General features: G+C 63.3%; 11 protein-coding genes and 2 tRNA genes. 6 read left to right on the top strand and 7 right to left on the bottom strand.

The annotated features are described in order from the left end of the window. Positions 1-54: 54 nt before the first annotated feature. The 5 genes from secE to SPBM01_RS08955 all read right to left on the bottom strand — a co-directional run bounded on the left by secE (position 55) and on the right by SPBM01_RS08955 (position 3,845). Positions 55-261 (bottom strand): preprotein translocase subunit SecE, encoded by a 207-nt coding sequence (gene secE / locus SPBM01_RS08975; RefSeq protein ID WP_188065167.1) that lies wholly within the window; start codon positions 259-261, stop codon positions 55-57. Positions 262-431: 170 nt separating this feature from the next. Beyond that, positions 432-507: transfer RNA gene (locus SPBM01_RS08970), tRNA-Trp, on the bottom strand. 53 nt (positions 508-560) lie between these two features. Continuing rightward, positions 561-1,478 carry a YihY/virulence factor BrkB family protein gene (locus tag SPBM01_RS08965; protein WP_188065166.1) on the bottom strand — a complete coding sequence of 306 codons (918 nt, stop codon included), beginning with the start codon at positions 1,476-1,478 and terminating at the stop codon, positions 561-563. A gap of 110 nt (positions 1,479-1,588) precedes the next feature. Then, positions 1,589-3,391, bottom strand: a complete 1,803-nt coding sequence (locus SPBM01_RS08960; RefSeq protein ID WP_188065165.1) for an acyl-CoA dehydrogenase C-terminal domain-containing protein — start codon at positions 3,389-3,391, stop codon at positions 1,589-1,591. Positions 3,392-3,434: 43 nt separating this feature from the next. Then, positions 3,435-3,845, bottom strand: a complete 411-nt coding sequence (locus tag SPBM01_RS08955) for a MerR family transcriptional regulator (RefSeq protein WP_188065164.1) — start codon at positions 3,843-3,845, stop codon at positions 3,435-3,437. 109 nt (positions 3,846-3,954) lie between these two features. Between SPBM01_RS08955 and SPBM01_RS08950 the strand changes: the two genes are divergently transcribed. From SPBM01_RS08950 to SPBM01_RS08925, 6 genes are all read left to right on the top strand, one after another. Next, entirely contained in the window at positions 3,955-4,359 is a 405-nt protein-coding gene (locus SPBM01_RS08950) for a DUF2946 family protein (RefSeq protein WP_188065163.1), read from the top strand. A gap of 228 nt (positions 4,360-4,587) precedes the next feature. After that, the gene (locus SPBM01_RS08945) at positions 4,588-6,621 is read left to right on the top strand and encodes a TonB-dependent receptor family protein (RefSeq protein WP_188065162.1); all 2,034 of its coding nucleotides are present in this window, start codon (positions 4,588-4,590) and stop codon (positions 6,619-6,621) included. A 17-nt stretch (positions 6,622-6,638) separates the two neighbouring features. Continuing rightward, entirely contained in the window at positions 6,639-7,919 is a 1,281-nt protein-coding gene (locus tag SPBM01_RS08940) for a PepSY-associated TM helix domain-containing protein (protein ID WP_188065161.1), read from the top strand. A gap of 41 nt (positions 7,920-7,960) precedes the next feature. Then, the gene (locus SPBM01_RS08935; RefSeq protein WP_188065160.1) at positions 7,961-9,580 is read left to right on the top strand and encodes an NAD(P)/FAD-dependent oxidoreductase; all 1,620 of its coding nucleotides are present in this window, start codon (positions 7,961-7,963) and stop codon (positions 9,578-9,580) included. Positions 9,581-9,654: 74 nt separating this feature from the next. Then, on the top strand, positions 9,655-9,840 hold the full coding sequence (locus SPBM01_RS08930) for a hypothetical protein (RefSeq protein WP_188065159.1): 186 nt from the start codon (positions 9,655-9,657) through the stop codon (positions 9,838-9,840). Between the two features lie 92 nt (positions 9,841-9,932). Beyond that, positions 9,933-10,169 carry a hypothetical protein gene (locus SPBM01_RS08925; protein ID WP_188065158.1) on the top strand — a complete coding sequence of 79 codons (237 nt, stop codon included), beginning with the start codon at positions 9,933-9,935 and terminating at the stop codon, positions 10,167-10,169. 95 nt (positions 10,170-10,264) lie between these two features. On the opposite strand, the gene SPBM01_RS08920 is transcribed toward SPBM01_RS08925, so the two are convergent. Together SPBM01_RS08920 and rpoC are read right to left on the bottom strand one after the other, a co-directional pair. After that, a tRNA-Gln gene (locus tag SPBM01_RS08920) sits at positions 10,265-10,338 on the bottom strand. Positions 10,339-10,549: 211 nt separating this feature from the next. Next, positions 10,550-14,806, bottom strand: a complete 4,257-nt coding sequence (gene rpoC / locus SPBM01_RS08915; protein WP_188065157.1) for a DNA-directed RNA polymerase subunit beta' — start codon at positions 14,804-14,806, stop codon at positions 10,550-10,552. Between the last annotated feature and the right edge of the window lie 36 nt (positions 14,807-14,842).

The following is a 14,842-nucleotide window of genomic DNA, read 5'->3' as shown; positions in this document are numbered from 1 at the left end:
TCGATCGAGGCGGATGAAGCATCCGCCGACCGGGAAATCATGTTTGCAGATGCTTTACGCCTGCCCGGCCGCGATACCCAGCAGCCACTGGACGATCGCACCGAAAAATGTGTCGATGCCGAAAAAGAACAGGCCCAGCACCGTGGTCATGATGACGACCATCACGCCGGTCATCACCGTTTCGCGCCCGGTGGGCCATACGATCTTCGACGCTTCCGTCTTGACCTGGTTGACGAATTCGCTCGGAGAAGTCTTCGCCATCGTCCTGCCTGTTCCTGCCTTCAACCAACACCAAAGCGCGAAGCAACAGTCCGCCCTCCCGATCCCGCCCTGTGGGCGTCCGGGGGTGCGGCCGCTTGCTTCGCGACACATGTTCGACGACGCATCTGGCCGCTTTGCCCCGAATATTCAAGGCTTCGCGGCAAGACGACTGGCAGGAGTGGAGGGACTCGAACCCACGGCATTCGGTTTTGGAGACCGACGCTCTACCAACTGAGCTACACTCCTGTGTCGGCGAAGGAGGGCGCTTTAGCGTGGCATGTCGGGCAGGGCAAGCGAGATTATGCGGCTTTTTCCTGTTCCGGGCCGACGCTGGTGTCGGCGCTGGTCTGCCGCTCGGCCTCCGCATTGATCTGCGCGCCCAGCAACACGACATAGGCGGACACGAACAGCCATAGTTGCAACACCACCACCGCCCCCAGCGAGCCGTAGGTTTCGTTATAATTGCCGAAGGTGGCGACATAGAAGGACACGCCCAGCGTCGCCCCCAGCCAGAACAGGGTTGCCGTCACCGATCCCACGGTCAGCCATTGCCATTGTGCCTGCCGCCGGTGCGGCCCGAAGCGATAGATGAGGCCAAAGATCAGGCTGGCGAGCAGCCCCGCGCTGACCCAGGTCACGGCCTTGATCGCGAACAGCGCGCCCGGTCCCCACGATACCAGCCAGTTTTGGACCAGCCCAATGATCGTCGCGGTAAAAACGCCCGCGACCATCACCAATACGGCGGAAAAGGTGATGCCCATCGACACACGGGTCGAGGACAGGAAGCTGCGCCCTTCGCGCGATCCATAGACGATATTGAGCGCCTCCATGATCGCCGACGCCGCCCGCGTGGCACCATAGACCGCCAGCGCCAGCGCAACCGCCAGGCCAAATCCGACCGCAGGCTTCGCCTCACTGACCACGCCCAGCAACTGGTCATTGATCAAGGTTGCAGCGTCGGCAGGCACCACCGAAATGATCGCCTGCATATGCCGCGACACCATTTGCGGATCGCCGAACAGGCCATAGGTCAGCGCGACGGCGGCCAGCAGCGGCGCGATCGACAGGAACGCATAATAAGCAACGCCCGCAGACAACAGCCCGACATGATTGCTGCCCAGCGCCGCCCATACGCGCTTCAATATCTCCCACCACGCCCGTGGCGGAATCTTCCATGGCGCATTCACATGCACCTGCTGCGCGACACGATCGGTCATTGGAGTCCCCTGCTATCCACAGGGCAATCGCATGAGCGGGGAGGGCGGTTCCCTGTGCCGCGCAGAAAGCTGATCGCGTTCCCCGGCACGTGCCGGGGAACGCGATCGGATCACGCCGCCAGGAACATGTCCGGGTCCAGCGCCATCAGCGCGTCGGCCCCACCCTCTATCTTGCGGCGCAGCGACCCGGCGTCGGGCATGATCCGTTCGGCAAAGAAGCGCGCCGTCACCAGCTTGGCCTCCAGAAACTTCGCGTCCCCTTCGCCTGCGTCGATCAGGCGGGTGGCCGCGCTCGCCATCCGCAACCACATCAGGCCGGTGGCGACGATGCCCAATATGTGCATATAATGATGCGCGCCGGCGCCTGCATGATCGGGGTTCTTCATCGCATTCTGCATCAGCCACATGGTCGCCGCGCCTAGTTGCCCGCTCGCCTTTTCCAACGCTTCGGCCAGTGGAGCCAGCTTCTCATTGCCCTTGGCGTCGGCCACTTCACTCGCCACGACCTTCAAAAACGCCTGCAACGCGCGCCCGCCGTTCATCGGCAGCTTGCGGCCGACCAGATCCATCGCCTGCACGCCATTGGTGCCTTCGTAAATCTGGGCGATGCGCGCGTCACGCACATACTGCTCCACGCCATTTTCCCAGATATAGCCATGGCCGCCAAACACCTGCTGGCACGCGACCGCCACGTCGAAGCCCTTGTCGGTGCCATAGCCCTTGATGACCGGGGTCAGCAGCGACAGCATGTCGTCGGCGCTCTGCCGTTCCTCTTCGGTCGCGGCATGGTGCGACAGGTCCGCCTGCAACGCGCCCCACAGGATCAGCGCGCGCAGCCCTTCGGTGATGGCCTTGGCCTCCATCAGCATCCGCCGCACATCGGGATGGACGAACAGCGTGTCGGCCTTTTCATTGGGTTCCTTGGGACCAGTCAGCGCGCGGCCTTGCCGCCGGTCGCGGGCATAATGAACCGCATTCTGGAACGCGATCTCGCCCTGACCCAGACCTTGCAGGCCCACGCCCAGCCGCGCCGCGTTCATCATGATGAACATCGCGGCCAGCCCCTTATTCTCCTCACCCACGATCCATCCGGTCGCGCCGTCATAATTCATGACGCAGGTGGCATTGCCATGAATGCCCATCTTATGTTCGATCGACCCGCAGGATACGGCGTTCCGTGTCCCCAGCGACCCGTCATCGCCCACCATGAACTTTGGCACCACGAACAGCGAAATGCCCTTGCTGCTATCGGGCGCGCCGGGCGTCTTGGCCAGGACGAGGTGGATGATATTTTCCGCCAGGTCATGCTCGCCCGCCGAAATGAAGATCTTGGTCCCGGTAATCGCAAAGCTGCCATCGGCGTTCGGCACTGCCTTGGTCTTGATGAGGCCCAGGTCCGTGCCGCAATGCGGTTCGGTCAGGTTCATCGTGCCGGTCCATTTGCCCGCCACCATGTTGGGGATGTAGCGTTGTTGCAGCTCGTCGCTGCCCTTGGCGATCAGCGCGGCGACTGCGCCAGCGGTCAGGCCATGATACATTTCGAACGCCTGATTGGCCGACAGCACATATTCGTCCACCGCCGTCGCCAGCACGGATGGCAAGCCCTGTCCGCCAAATTCCACCGGGCCATGGATCGTCGTCCACCCGCCATCGACAAACTGGTCGAACGCCGCCTTGAAGCCGGTCGGCGTTGTCACGCTGCCGTCCTGGTGCCGGGTGCAGCCTTCCTTGTCGCCCACAGCGTTCAGCGGGAACAGCACTTCGGCCGCCATCTTGCCCCCTTCGGTCAGGATCGCGTCGACCAGATCGGGGGTCGCATTCTCGAAACCGGGCAGGTTGGCGTAACGGTCCAGCCCGACCACATGGTCCAGCACGAAACGGGTGTCGCGAACGGGGGCGGTGTAGCTGGGCATGGTCTTCTCCTGCGATGTTTTTTAATTGAGTAGGGGTAGGGGCTTATTTCTGCTCGATGGTTTCGACGAAGGCCGCCAGTTCGGCGATGGCCGCGTCGATATCGTCCTTCTGCCGGGTCAGCAGCGCAATGCGTGCGCGGCACTTGTCCACTGTCACCCGCCGCTGCGCCTCATGCGCTTCGTCCGCGTCATACAGGTCGATCATCTCGCGAATTTCGGTCAGGCTGAACCCCACGCGCTTGCCGCGTAAAATCCACGCCAGCCGCGCCCGGTCGCGCCGCGAATAGATGCGCGACAGGCCGTGGCGTTCCGGCGCGATCAACCCTTCATCCTCGTAAAAGCGCAGGGCGCGGGCAGTGACTCCGAACTCCTCGCTCAAATCGGTGATGGTATAGGTTTCCCGTTCGCTATGGTCGGGCAATTCGATCCCGGCGATGCTGCTGCGCTTGTCCATGTAGGGCGATGTAGCAACGCTTTACGTTTACGTCAAGGTGAATGGTCGCGCGCCATGGGCCTTTTGCCCCAATGGACAGGGGGGCAGCTCGCCGCTAGGGCGCTGGGTCATGACGGGGGCGATCCGACATTCCAGCACCGCGCGCGGCCTGCTTGCCGCCATGGCGCTGCTCGTCCTCGCCATCCAGCTGATCGCGCCCGCCGGTTTCATGCCGGTCCGCACGGCAAAGGGCGTGGTGGTCACACTCTGCACCGGGCAGGGCGCTGTCAATGTCGTCGTCCCGCGCGAACAGGCACCGGGCAAGGGCGATCCTGACGATGGCATGACCGGGCAACAACATTGCCCCTTCGCCGCGTCGATCCAGCCGCTGGTCCCGCCGCTCGTCGCCGCCGACCTGACCCTGCCCGCATGGCAGTTGGCCTTCGGTCCCATCGCCTTCGCGCTCAAGACCGGCCTGATCGCCCGCATGGCCGCACCGCCCCCGCCTTCGTCCGGGCCGCCAATTGCCTACTGATTCCCAAACGCTCCCCGACTATCGCATATGAAGCTATCCCCACCTTCATCGTCATCCTGAACTCGTTTCAGGATCCATCTCTCGTCACAAGCAGCTGCTTTTGGGGCGAGATGGATGCTGAAACAAGTTCAGCATGACGCAGTAAAATGAGGTGTGTTTCACACGCGATAGCACTCACCAATCGGGGAACATCACAAAATCAAAATATATCAGTAGGTTAAATCCATCATGCGTCCCATCCAGACCATGCGCAGCCTGTCGCTGTGCGCCCTTGCCCTGTCGCCCATCCCCGCCCTCGCGGACGACCCCCCCGACCAGAACCGCATCATCGTCACCGCCACCGCCTTGGCGGATGAAGCCACCGCCCGCGTCCAGCGCACCCCCGGCGGTGTCAGCCTCATCCCCGCCACCGATTTCGAAAACCGCCTCACCGTCTCGCTGCGCGATGCGCTGGCCTTTTCGCCCGGCGTCTACACCCAGCCGCGCTTCGGGCAGGAAGTGCGGATTTCCATTCGCGGATCCGGCCTGTCGCGCGGCTTCCATATGCGCGGGCTGACCCTGTTGCAGGATGGCGTCCCCATCAACATGGCCGACGATAATGGCGATTTTCAGGAACTCGACCCGCAGGTTTTCCAACATATCGAAGTCTATCGCGGGGCCAACGCGCTGCGCTATGGCGGCTCCACGCTGGGCGGCGCGATCAACGCCGTAACGCCCACCGGGCGCAGCGCGCCGGGCATCGACCTGCGCCTCGACGGCGGCAGCTTCGATACGCTGCGCGCCAAGGCAGCCTATGGCCATGCCGATGCGGGCGGCGACGTCTTCGTCGCGATCACCGCCGACCAGTCCGACAGCGAACGCGCCCATGGCAACCGCAAATCCCTGCGCTTCAACGGCAATGTCGGTATCCGCATCACCGACCGCATCGAAACCCGCTTCACTGCCAGCGCCCAGTCGATCCGCCAGAAACTCGCCGGGGCGCTGAGCGAGCGCGACGTGCGCAATAACCCGGCCAAGGGTAATTTCGCAGGCGGTCAGGCCCGCAATATCGATTCGATCCGCCTGCAAAATCGCACCACGATCGACCTTGGCACCGGGCAGGCCAGCTTCGGCCTGTTCTACGCTGCCAAAGCGCTCGACCATCCGATTTTTCAGCTGATCGACCAGAAGGCGCAGGTCTGGGGCGGGTTCGCCAGCCTTGATCTGGCGAGCGATCTCTACGGACTGCCGGTCGAACTGACGCTGGGCAGTCAGGCCCGCTTTGGCAGCGGCGCGTCACGGCAATTCGTCAATATCGGCGGCAATCCGGGCGCGCCGACCGCGTACCAGATTCCCACCGCACAAACGATCAACAGCTATGGCGAAGCCCGCATCGCGCCCTTGCCCGGCCTGTGGCTGATCGCGGGCGGCATCCACACCCATGGCGAACGCCGCATCGACAACCGCTTCGCCCCGGCGCGCAGCGGCAAAGACAGCTTCGACGCCTTCGCCCCCAAATTCGGCCTGCTCTACCAGCCCACCGACGCGATCCAATTCTACGCCAATTACAGCCGCTCGGTAGAATTGCCGGGCTTCAGCGAACTCAGCCAGACGCCGACGGGCGGCGCGCCCGGTTTCACCCCCGTCCGCCCGCAACGGGCATGGACCGCCGAAATCGGCACACGCGGCCACGCCGGCATCGCCCGCTGGGACATCAGCCTCTACCGCGCCGACATAGACGGCGAAATGCTGCAATATAGCGTGCTGGCGGGCGTCATCCCCGCCGCCACCTTCAACGCGGACAAGACTCGGCATCAGGGGGTGGAGGCGGGCCTCGACCTGACCCTCACTCCATGGGCCACCCTGCGGCAGGTCTATCAATTTAGCGATTTCCGGTTCCGCAATGACATCCAGTTCGGCGACAACCGCCTGCCCGTGGTGCCGCGTCACTTCTACCGCGCGGAACTGCGCCTCGGCACCGACCGGCTCAGCATCGCGCCCGCCATCGAATGGCTGCCGCAGGGGGCATGGGTCGATTATGCCAACACAAAGCGGGTGGGCGACTATGCGCTGCTCAACCTTGGCGCACAGGCGCAATTGCGCGATGGCCTCACCCTGTTCCTGGACGCGCGCAACCTGACCGCCAAGCGCGCGATCGGCGACATCAGCGCGCTGGTCCGCTACACGCCCGACACTGTGGCAACGGCAGCGGACGAAGGCAGCGCCGCTTTCTATCCGGTCGAACGCCGCGCCATCTATGGCGGCGTGCGGGCGCGCTTTTGATGAACGGGGGACGGACCATGGCCGACACGGCTTTCTATCGGGCGATCTGGCGCTGGCATTTCTATGCCGGGCTGATCGTCCTGCCGGTGCTGGCGCTGATGGCGATCACCGGCGCGCTCTACCTCTATAAGCCGGAGGTGGAAGCGATGCTCTATCCGGTGCATGTCACCTCCACGCCGGGCGCGCCGCTCGCCCCTTCGCGCCTGATCGCAGCGGTCGAACGCGCCAGCGGCCAGCACGCGATCCAATTGCTCCATCCCGCCTCCGCGCAGGAAAGCTGGCGCGTCACGACCAAGCCGAGAAATGGCGCACCCATCGTCCACTTCGTTGACGCCAAAGACGCACGCCTGCTCGGCACGATGCAGGGCGGCGGCGTGATGACGATCGTCAAAGACCTGCACAGCCTCGCCCTGACCGGCGCGATCGGCAACCGGCTGGTGGAGGTGGTAGCGGGCTGGGCGATCATCCTGTGCGTCACCGGCGTCTACCTCCGCTGGCCCCGGCGCGGCAGCCCCGCGCTGGCGATCCGGGGCAAAGCGACGGGCCGCCTGTTCTGGCGCGACCTGCACGGCACGCTGGGCTTCCTGTCGGCGGGCGTCATCCTGTTCCTGGCCGTTACGGGTATGCCATGGACCGATGTCTGGGGCGGCGGCCTGCGCGCCGTCGTCGCGGCGAACCAGTGGGGCCGCCCGAAAATGGCGACCATCCCCATGCCCGCCCCGGCGCAGGATGCTTTGCCCTGGACCCTGCGCGAAGGCGGCGCAGCACGGGGACCGGCATCGCGCGCGCCGGGAGACATCGGCGTCGATGCCGTCGCCCGCATCGCGGCGGAACGGGGCATCAGGAATGGCTATCAACTCATCCTGCCCGCCGCGTCGGGCGCACCCTATCTGGTCGCCACGCTCGTCACCCGCGCCGACGATGCCCGCGCCATCATGATCGACGCGTCCAGCGGCGCGGTGGTGCAGGACATCGACTGGCGCATGTTCGGTCCCGGCGCGCGCGCGGTGGAATGGGGCATCGCCACCCATCAGGGCCAGCAATATGGGGAGGTCAACCGGCTGCTGATGCTGGCGGGCTGCATCTGCCTGCTGGCCCTGTGCCTCACCGCGCCGCTGCTGTGGTGGAAACGGCGCAGGGACGGGCGCCTCGCCCCGCTGCCACCATCGACCCCGCGCGCCCGGCGGATCGTCGCGGCATTGATGATCGGCCTTGGCCTATTGTTTCCGCTCACTGGCCTGTCGATGCTCGCCGCGCTGGCGGGGGAATGGATGCTCGCGCGGCTTCGTCCCGCCTGACGGTGCTTCCGTTTGGGGGGCAGAGCGACTATGGGCGCTGCATGATCCGCCTTTCCGGCCTTACCCTGCCCCTCGACCATCCTGCCAAGGCGATAGCAGCCGCCATCTGCGCCCGCCTTGGCATCGCGCCCGATGACCTGCGCAGCCACAGCCTGGTGCGGCGCGGCAATGACGCCCGCCGCCGCAGCGCGATCCTGCTGGTCTATACGTTCGACGTCGATGTTGCCGACGAACCCGCTGTCCTTGCCCGCTTCGCCGGTGACAAGGATGTCCGCCCGACCCCCGACACGGCCTACCGCTTCGTCACCCATGCGCCTGACGGCTGGAGCGGCAAGCGCCCGATCGTCATCGGCGCGGGACCATGCGGCCTGTTCGCGGGCCTTATCCTCGCGCAAATGGGCTTCCGCCCCATAATCCTCGACCGGGGCAAAGCCGTGCGTGAACGCACCAAGGACACCTGGGGGCTATGGCGTCGCGCCGAGCTTAACCCCGATTCCAACGTCCAGTTCGGCGAAGGCGGGGCAGGCACCTTCTCCGACGGCAAACTTTATTGCCGGGTGAAAGACCCCCGTTTTCTGGGCCGCAAAGTGCTGGAGGAATTTGTCGCCGCCGGAGCGCCCGACGATATATTGTGGGAAGCGCACCCCCATATCGGCACCTTCCGCCTCGTCACCATGGTCGAATCCATGCGTCGTCAGATCGAGGCGCTGGGCGGCGAATATCGCTGGCAGCATCGCGTCGATGATCTGGTGCTGGAATGGCAGGGCGACGGCACGCAGGCGCTGCGCGGCGTGGTGTTGCAGGACGGCTCCGTTATCGAAAGCGACCATGTCGTCCTGGCCGTCGGCCACAGCGCCCGGCCGACCTTCGAAATGCTCCATGGCCGGGGCGTCCATATCGAAGCCAAGCCCTTTTCCATCGGCGTGCGCATCGAACATCCGCAAAGCTGGGTGGACAAGGCCCGTTACGGCACATGCGCGGGTCACCCGGACCTTGGCGCAGCCGCCTATACGCTGGCCCATCATTGCGTCAATGGCCGCACCGTCTACAGCTTTTGCATGTGTCCGGGCGGCCGCGTCGTCGCCGCAACCTCGGAAGAAGGGCGCGTCGTCACCAATGGCATGAGCCAATATAGCCGCGCCGAATTTAACGCCAATTCCGGGCTCGTCGTCGGCATCGACCCGGCCCGCGACTATCCTGACGGACCGCTCGCGGGCATCGATTTTCAGCGCCATTGGGAATCGCAGGCCTATCTCGCGGGCGGTTCCTCCTACTGGGCGCCGGGGCAGACGGTCGGCGATTTCCTCGCCCGCCGCGCCTCCACGACGCTGGGCGAAGTCGTCCCCTCCTACAAGCCGGGCGTCACCCCCACCGACCTGTCGGCCTGCTTACCCGATTTCGTGATAGAGGCGATCCACGAAGCGCTACCCGTGTTCGGCCGCCAGATCGACCGTTATGATCATCCCGACGCGGTCATGACCGGCGTGGAAACCCGCACATCGTCCCCCATCCGCATCACCCGCGGCAAGGATTTCCAGAGCCTCTCCGTCACTGGCCTCTATCCGGCGGGGGAGGGGGCAGGCTATGCTGGCGGCATCCTGTCCGCCGCGATCGACGGCATCAAGGTCGCCGAAGCACTGGCGCAGGCTATGATGCGCTAGAGTCTGCTACAGACTGGCAAAACCGTGCGCGCCCTATATGCTCTGTCCCTACGCTCATTATGGGACAGGCAGGCATGACTAACGATGTTCGAGTGGCTCTTGATCGTTTCCAGACCTTTATCGGTCGTTTTAGCCAGGATGCTATCATCGACCAGGCCAGCGGCTTCACCGCCGGCGACGCGGCCCTGCTGATCGGCGAGATAGAAATGGCCGACGCCCAGCGCCGCATGGAAGAACATTTCCCGCATGACGATGCGTGAATGCCATGCGGCCCTGACCCGCTTGCCTGCCGGATTGGGTTAGCGGAACCTAAGACCCGCCCTTCATGTTAAACCCATGAAGGAGTGCGGAAATGTATAAGCAGGACAATCAAGGCGAACCGGAAATCCACGTCTCGCGCGAAGAAGCGCGGTCGGGTTCCCCCACCAAGGTCAACCGCAACATATTGGGCATCAGCCTGCCGCTGGTCATCGTCGCCCTGGCGCTGGTGATTGCTGGTGGCTTTTGGATAACCAGCCAATCCGGCGCTGACGATGTCAACACGACTAACAGCGCTGTCGCCAATAATCAGGCTGCACCGGCCAACTGACGGATATGCCGGACAGGCAAGTGGCAGATTACCGCCGCGCGCCTGCTAAAGCACATGGGATGGCGTTGAACAAGCACTCATTGCGCGGAAAAATGTGGATGCCCGACAAGGACTCGAACCTTGATTGACGGAGTCAGAGTCCGCTCTCTTACCATTAGAGGATCGGGCATCAATCCTGGCGGGTCAACCGCTTGGGAAGCCGCCAATAGGCTGGGTTTTGATGAGGGTCAAGCTGGTTTTTGGCAGATCGCGTCACCCCAAAAGAAAAACCCGCCGGGACGCAATGGGCGTCTGGCGGGTTTTTACGTCGCTCCTTGAACAGGAGCGATAAGCCTGCGCGCGGTCCCCGACGGGGTGCCGCGCACAGGCTTTCATAGGGTTCAGTCCAGATCCTGCGTGGTGAAATCCTCACCCTGCACGGCGGCCAGCGGATCGTCGCCGATCGCGGCTTCCGGTCCCTGACGCAGCTCTGCGGCATGTTCGGCAGCAGCCGACTTTGGTGCGATCAGATCGACCTGCGCCGTTGCCCGCATCGCTGCCCGCAGCGCCGCGTCGCGCGACGAAGCGGCCACGCGCAGACGGTTCATGCCCGCGCCCGTGCCTGCCGGGATCAAACGCCCGACGATGACATTTTCCTTCAGACCGACCAGCGTGTCCTTCTTGCCCTGAACCGCCGCTTCCGTGAGGACGCGCGTGGTTTCCTGGAAAGAAGCGGCCGAGATGAACGAGCGCGTCTGGAGCGAGGCCTTGGTGATGCCCAGCAGGACAGGCTTACCGGCGGCAGGCGCGAAGCCCGGCGCCAGCTTGGCGTTGATCTCGTCCATTTCCTCACGGTCGACCTGCTCGCCCACCAGCAAGGTGGTGTCGCCGGACTCGATGATCTCGACCTTTTGCAGCATCTGACGAACGATCGTTTCGATGTGCTTGTCGTTGATCTTCACGCCCTGCAAGCGATAGACTTCCTGAATTTCCGCGACCAGATATTCGGCCAGCGGCTCGATACCCAGCACTTCCAGAATGTCGTGCGGATCAGGCGAACCACCGATCAGATTATCGCCGCGCTTGACGAAATCGCCTTCCTGAACGTCGATCACCTTGCTCTTGGGGATCAGATATTCGACCGGCTCGCCGCCGTCTTCAGGGTTGATCGCGATCTTGCGCTTGGCCTTATAGTCCTTGAGGAACTGGACGCGGCCGGACACCTTGGCGATGATGGCGTTGTCCTTGGGCTTGCGTGCTTCGAACAGCTCGGCCACGCGCGGCAGACCGCCCGTGATGTCGCGGGTCTTGGCGGCTTCGCGGCTGACACGGGCCAGAACGTCACCGGCCTGCACCTGCTGACCATCCTCGACCGACAGCATCGCACCCACGGCCAGCATATAGCGGGCCGCTTCGCCCGAACCATCGTCCAGCAGGGTCAGGCGCGGACGCAGATCCTCCTTGGTGCGCGATGCGCCACGATGTTCGGTCACGACACGCTGGGAAATGCCCGTCGCTTCGTCGGTCTGTTCGGCCAGCGTCTTGCTGTCGATCAGGTCGACATATTTAACGATACCCGGACGTTCCGTGATCACCGGCATGGTGAACGGATCCCATTCGGCAATCCGGTCGCCCTGCTTGACGGGCGCACCATCGGCAAACAGCACGGTTGCACCATAAGGCAGACGATGGACCGCACGTTCGCGGCCTTCGCTGTCGATGATCGCCAGCTCGCCATTGCGGGCGAGCGACAGGCGACGACCACGGCTGTCCGTGATGGTCGGCATGTCACGCAGTTCCAGCGTGCCGTCGGCAATCGCCTCCAGGCTGGACGTTTCGTTCAGCTGCGCCGCGCCGCCGATGTGGAATGTCCGCATCGTCAGCTGCGTGCCAGGCTCACCGATCGACTGCGCCGCAATGACGCCGACCGCTTCACCGATGTTCACTGGCGTACCACGGGCCAGATCGCGGCCGTAGCACTTACCGCACACGCCCATCTTGCTTTCGCAGATCAGCGGGCTGCGGATCTTGACGGCCTGCGTGCCGATCGCCTCGATCTTGGCGATCATCGGTTCGTCCAGCAACGTGCCGATCGGAATGACGATGCTGCCATCCTTGGTATCGACAATGTCCTGCGCCGTGGTGCGGCCCAGGATGCGTTCGCCCAGCGAAGCGATGGTCGAACCGCCCTGGACGATGGCCTTCATTTCCAGCGCGCGGTCAGTGCCGCAATCTTCCTCGACGATCGTGCAATCCTGCGACACGTCGACCAGACGGCGGGTCAGATAACCCGAATTTGCCGTCTTGAGCGCGGTATCGGCCAGACCCTTGCGGGCGCCGTGGGTGGAGTTGAAATATTCAAGGACAGTCAGGCCTTCCTTGAAGTTCGAGATGATCGGCGTTTCGATGATCTCGCCCGAAGGCTTGGCCATCAGACCGCGCATACCCGCCAGCTGCTTCATCTGCGCCTGGCTACCACGCGCACCCGAATGCGCCATCATGTAGATCGAGTTGATCTGCGCCAGACGGCCGGTCTTTTCGTCCCTGGGCTGGGCGCGAATCTCGTCCATCATCGCGTTGGCGACACGATCGCCGCAACCCGACCAGGCGTCGATCACCTTATTGTATTTTTCCTGCTGGGTGATCAGGCCGTCCTGATATTGCTGCTCATAATCGGCCACCAGCGCCTTGGTTTCATCGACCAGCGTCACCTTGCTGTCGGGGATGACCATGTCGTCCTTGCCGAACGAAATGCCCGCCTGGAAAGCATGACGGAAGCCAAGGCTCATGATCGCGTCGGCGAACAGAACGGTGTCCTTCTGGCCAGTGTGACGATAGACTTCGTCGATCACGTCGCCCACGTCCTTCTTGGTCAGCAGGCGGTTGACGACGTCGAAAGGCACCTTGTGGTTGTGCGGCAGGCATTCGCCCAGCAACATGCGACCCGGCGTGGTTTCGTAACGCTTGAGGTAGCTGTTGCCCGCCTCGTCGGTCTGCGGCACCCGGCTGATGACCTTGGTGTGCAGCGTCACCGACTTGGTGAACAGCGCCTGATGCACTTCCTGCATGTCGCTCAGCAACATGCCTTCGCCCGGCTCGCCTTCGCGTTCCATCGACAGATAATAGATGCCCAGCACCATGTCCTGCGACGGCACGATGATCGGCTTGCCGTTCGCGGGCGACAGGATGTTGTTGGTCGACATCATCAGCACGCGCGCTTCCAGCTGGGCCTCAAGGCTCAGCGGAACGTGAACGGCCATCTGATCGCCATCGAAGTCGGCGTTGAAGGCCGAGCAGACTAGCGGGTGAAGCTGGATCGCCTTGCCCTCGATCAGCACGGGTTCGAACGCCTGGATGCCCAGACGGTGAAGCGTGGGCGCGCGGTTCAACATGACCGGATGCTCGCGGATCACTTCGTCCAGAATGTCCCAGACTTCCTTGCGTTCCTTCTCGACCCACTTCTTCGCCTGCTTCAGGGTCATGGACAGACCCTTGGCATCCAGACGGGCGTAAATGAACGGCTTGAACAGTTCGAGCGCCATCTTCTTGGGCAAGCCGCACTGGTGCAGCTTCAGTTCCGGCCCGGTCACGATGACCGAACGACCCGAATAATCGACGCGCTTGCCGAGCAAGTTCTGGCGGAAGCGGCCCTGCTTGCCCTTGAGCATGTCGGACAGCGACTTCAATGGACGCTTGTTCGCGCCGGTGATGACGCGGCCACGACGACCATTGTCGAACAGGGCGTCGACGGCTTCCTGCAACATGCGCTTTTCGTTGCGGACGATGATGTCCGGCGCGCGCAGTTCCATCAGCCGCTTCAAACGGTTGTTACGGTTGATGACGCGGCGATACAGATCGTTCAGATCCGACGTCGCGAAACGACCACCGTCCAGCGGCACCAGCGGGCGCAGTTCTGGCGGGATGACCGGCACGACGTCCAGGATCATCCATTCGGGGCGGTTGCCCGAATCGATGAACGATTCCACGACCTTCAAACGCTTGATGATCTTCTTGGGCTTCAGCTCCGACTTGGTCGTCGCCAGTTCCTCAAGCAGGATCAGCTTCTCGCCCTCAAGGTCGAGATCCATCAGCATCTGCTTGACCGCTTCGGCACCGATCCCGGCGGAAAAAGCGTCCTCGCCATATTCGTCCTGCGCGTCGAGCAGTTCGTCTTCATTGAGAAGCTGATACTTCTCCAGCGGGGTCAGGCCCGGCTCGATGACGATATAGCTTTCGAAATACAGCACGCGCTCCAGCTGCTTCAACTGCATGTCGAGCAGCAGGCCGATGCGCGAAGGCAGCGATTTCAGGAACCAGATATGCGCGACCGGTGCGGCCAGTTCGATATGGCCCATGCGCTCGCGGCGCACCTTGCTCACCGTGACTTCGACACCGCATTTTTCGCAGACGATGCCCTTGTATTTCATCCGCTTATACTTGCCGCACAGGCATTCATAATCCTTGATCGGACCAAAGATGCGCGCGCAGAACAGGCCGTCACGTTCCGGCTTGAACGTGCGATAGTTGATGGTTTCGGGCTTCTTGATCTCGCCGAACGACCAGGACCGGATGCGCTCTGGCGAGGCAAGGCCGATCTGGATCTGGTCGAATGTTTCGGTCTTGGCGACCGGATTGGCGAAGTTGGTCAGTTCATTCATTATTGCATTCCCTCATGAGGGCAAAATTCTTGGGGC

The sequence above is a fragment of the Sphingobium sp. KCTC 72723 genome, from assembly GCF_014280435.1.
Taxonomy (GTDB): Bacteria; Pseudomonadota; Alphaproteobacteria; order Sphingomonadales; family Sphingomonadaceae; genus Sphingobium.
The sequence above is the reverse complement of the archived record's forward strand: the minus strand, read 5'-3'. Positions and strand labels throughout refer to the sequence as shown.

Coding starts and splice junctions, on each gene's coding strand:
- SPBM01_RS08940 (WP_188065161.1), top strand. CDS start 6,639: ATGGCCGACACGGCTTTCTATCGGGCGATCTGGCGCTGGCATTTCTAT.
- rpoC (WP_188065157.1), bottom strand. CDS start 14,806: ATGAATGAACTGACCAACTTCGCCAATCCGGTCGCCAAGACCGAAACA.
- secE (WP_188065167.1), bottom strand. CDS start 261: ATGGCGAAGACTTCTCCGAGCGAATTCGTCAACCAGGTCAAGACGGAA.
- SPBM01_RS08930 (WP_188065159.1), top strand. CDS start 9,655: ATGACTAACGATGTTCGAGTGGCTCTTGATCGTTTCCAGACCTTTATC.
- SPBM01_RS08960 (WP_188065165.1), bottom strand. CDS start 3,391: ATGCCCAGCTACACCGCCCCCGTTCGCGACACCCGTTTCGTGCTGGAC.
- SPBM01_RS08965 (WP_188065166.1), bottom strand. CDS start 1,478: ATGACCGATCGTGTCGCGCAGCAGGTGCATGTGAATGCGCCATGGAAG.
- SPBM01_RS08955 (WP_188065164.1), bottom strand. CDS start 3,845: ATGGACAAGCGCAGCAGCATCGCCGGGATCGAATTGCCCGACCATAGC.
- SPBM01_RS08945 (WP_188065162.1), top strand. CDS start 4,588: ATGCGTCCCATCCAGACCATGCGCAGCCTGTCGCTGTGCGCCCTTGCC.
- SPBM01_RS08935 (WP_188065160.1), top strand. CDS start 7,961: ATGATCCGCCTTTCCGGCCTTACCCTGCCCCTCGACCATCCTGCCAAG.
- SPBM01_RS08925 (WP_188065158.1), top strand. CDS start 9,933: ATGTATAAGCAGGACAATCAAGGCGAACCGGAAATCCACGTCTCGCGC.
- SPBM01_RS08950 (WP_188065163.1), top strand. CDS start 3,955: ATGACGGGGGCGATCCGACATTCCAGCACCGCGCGCGGCCTGCTTGCC.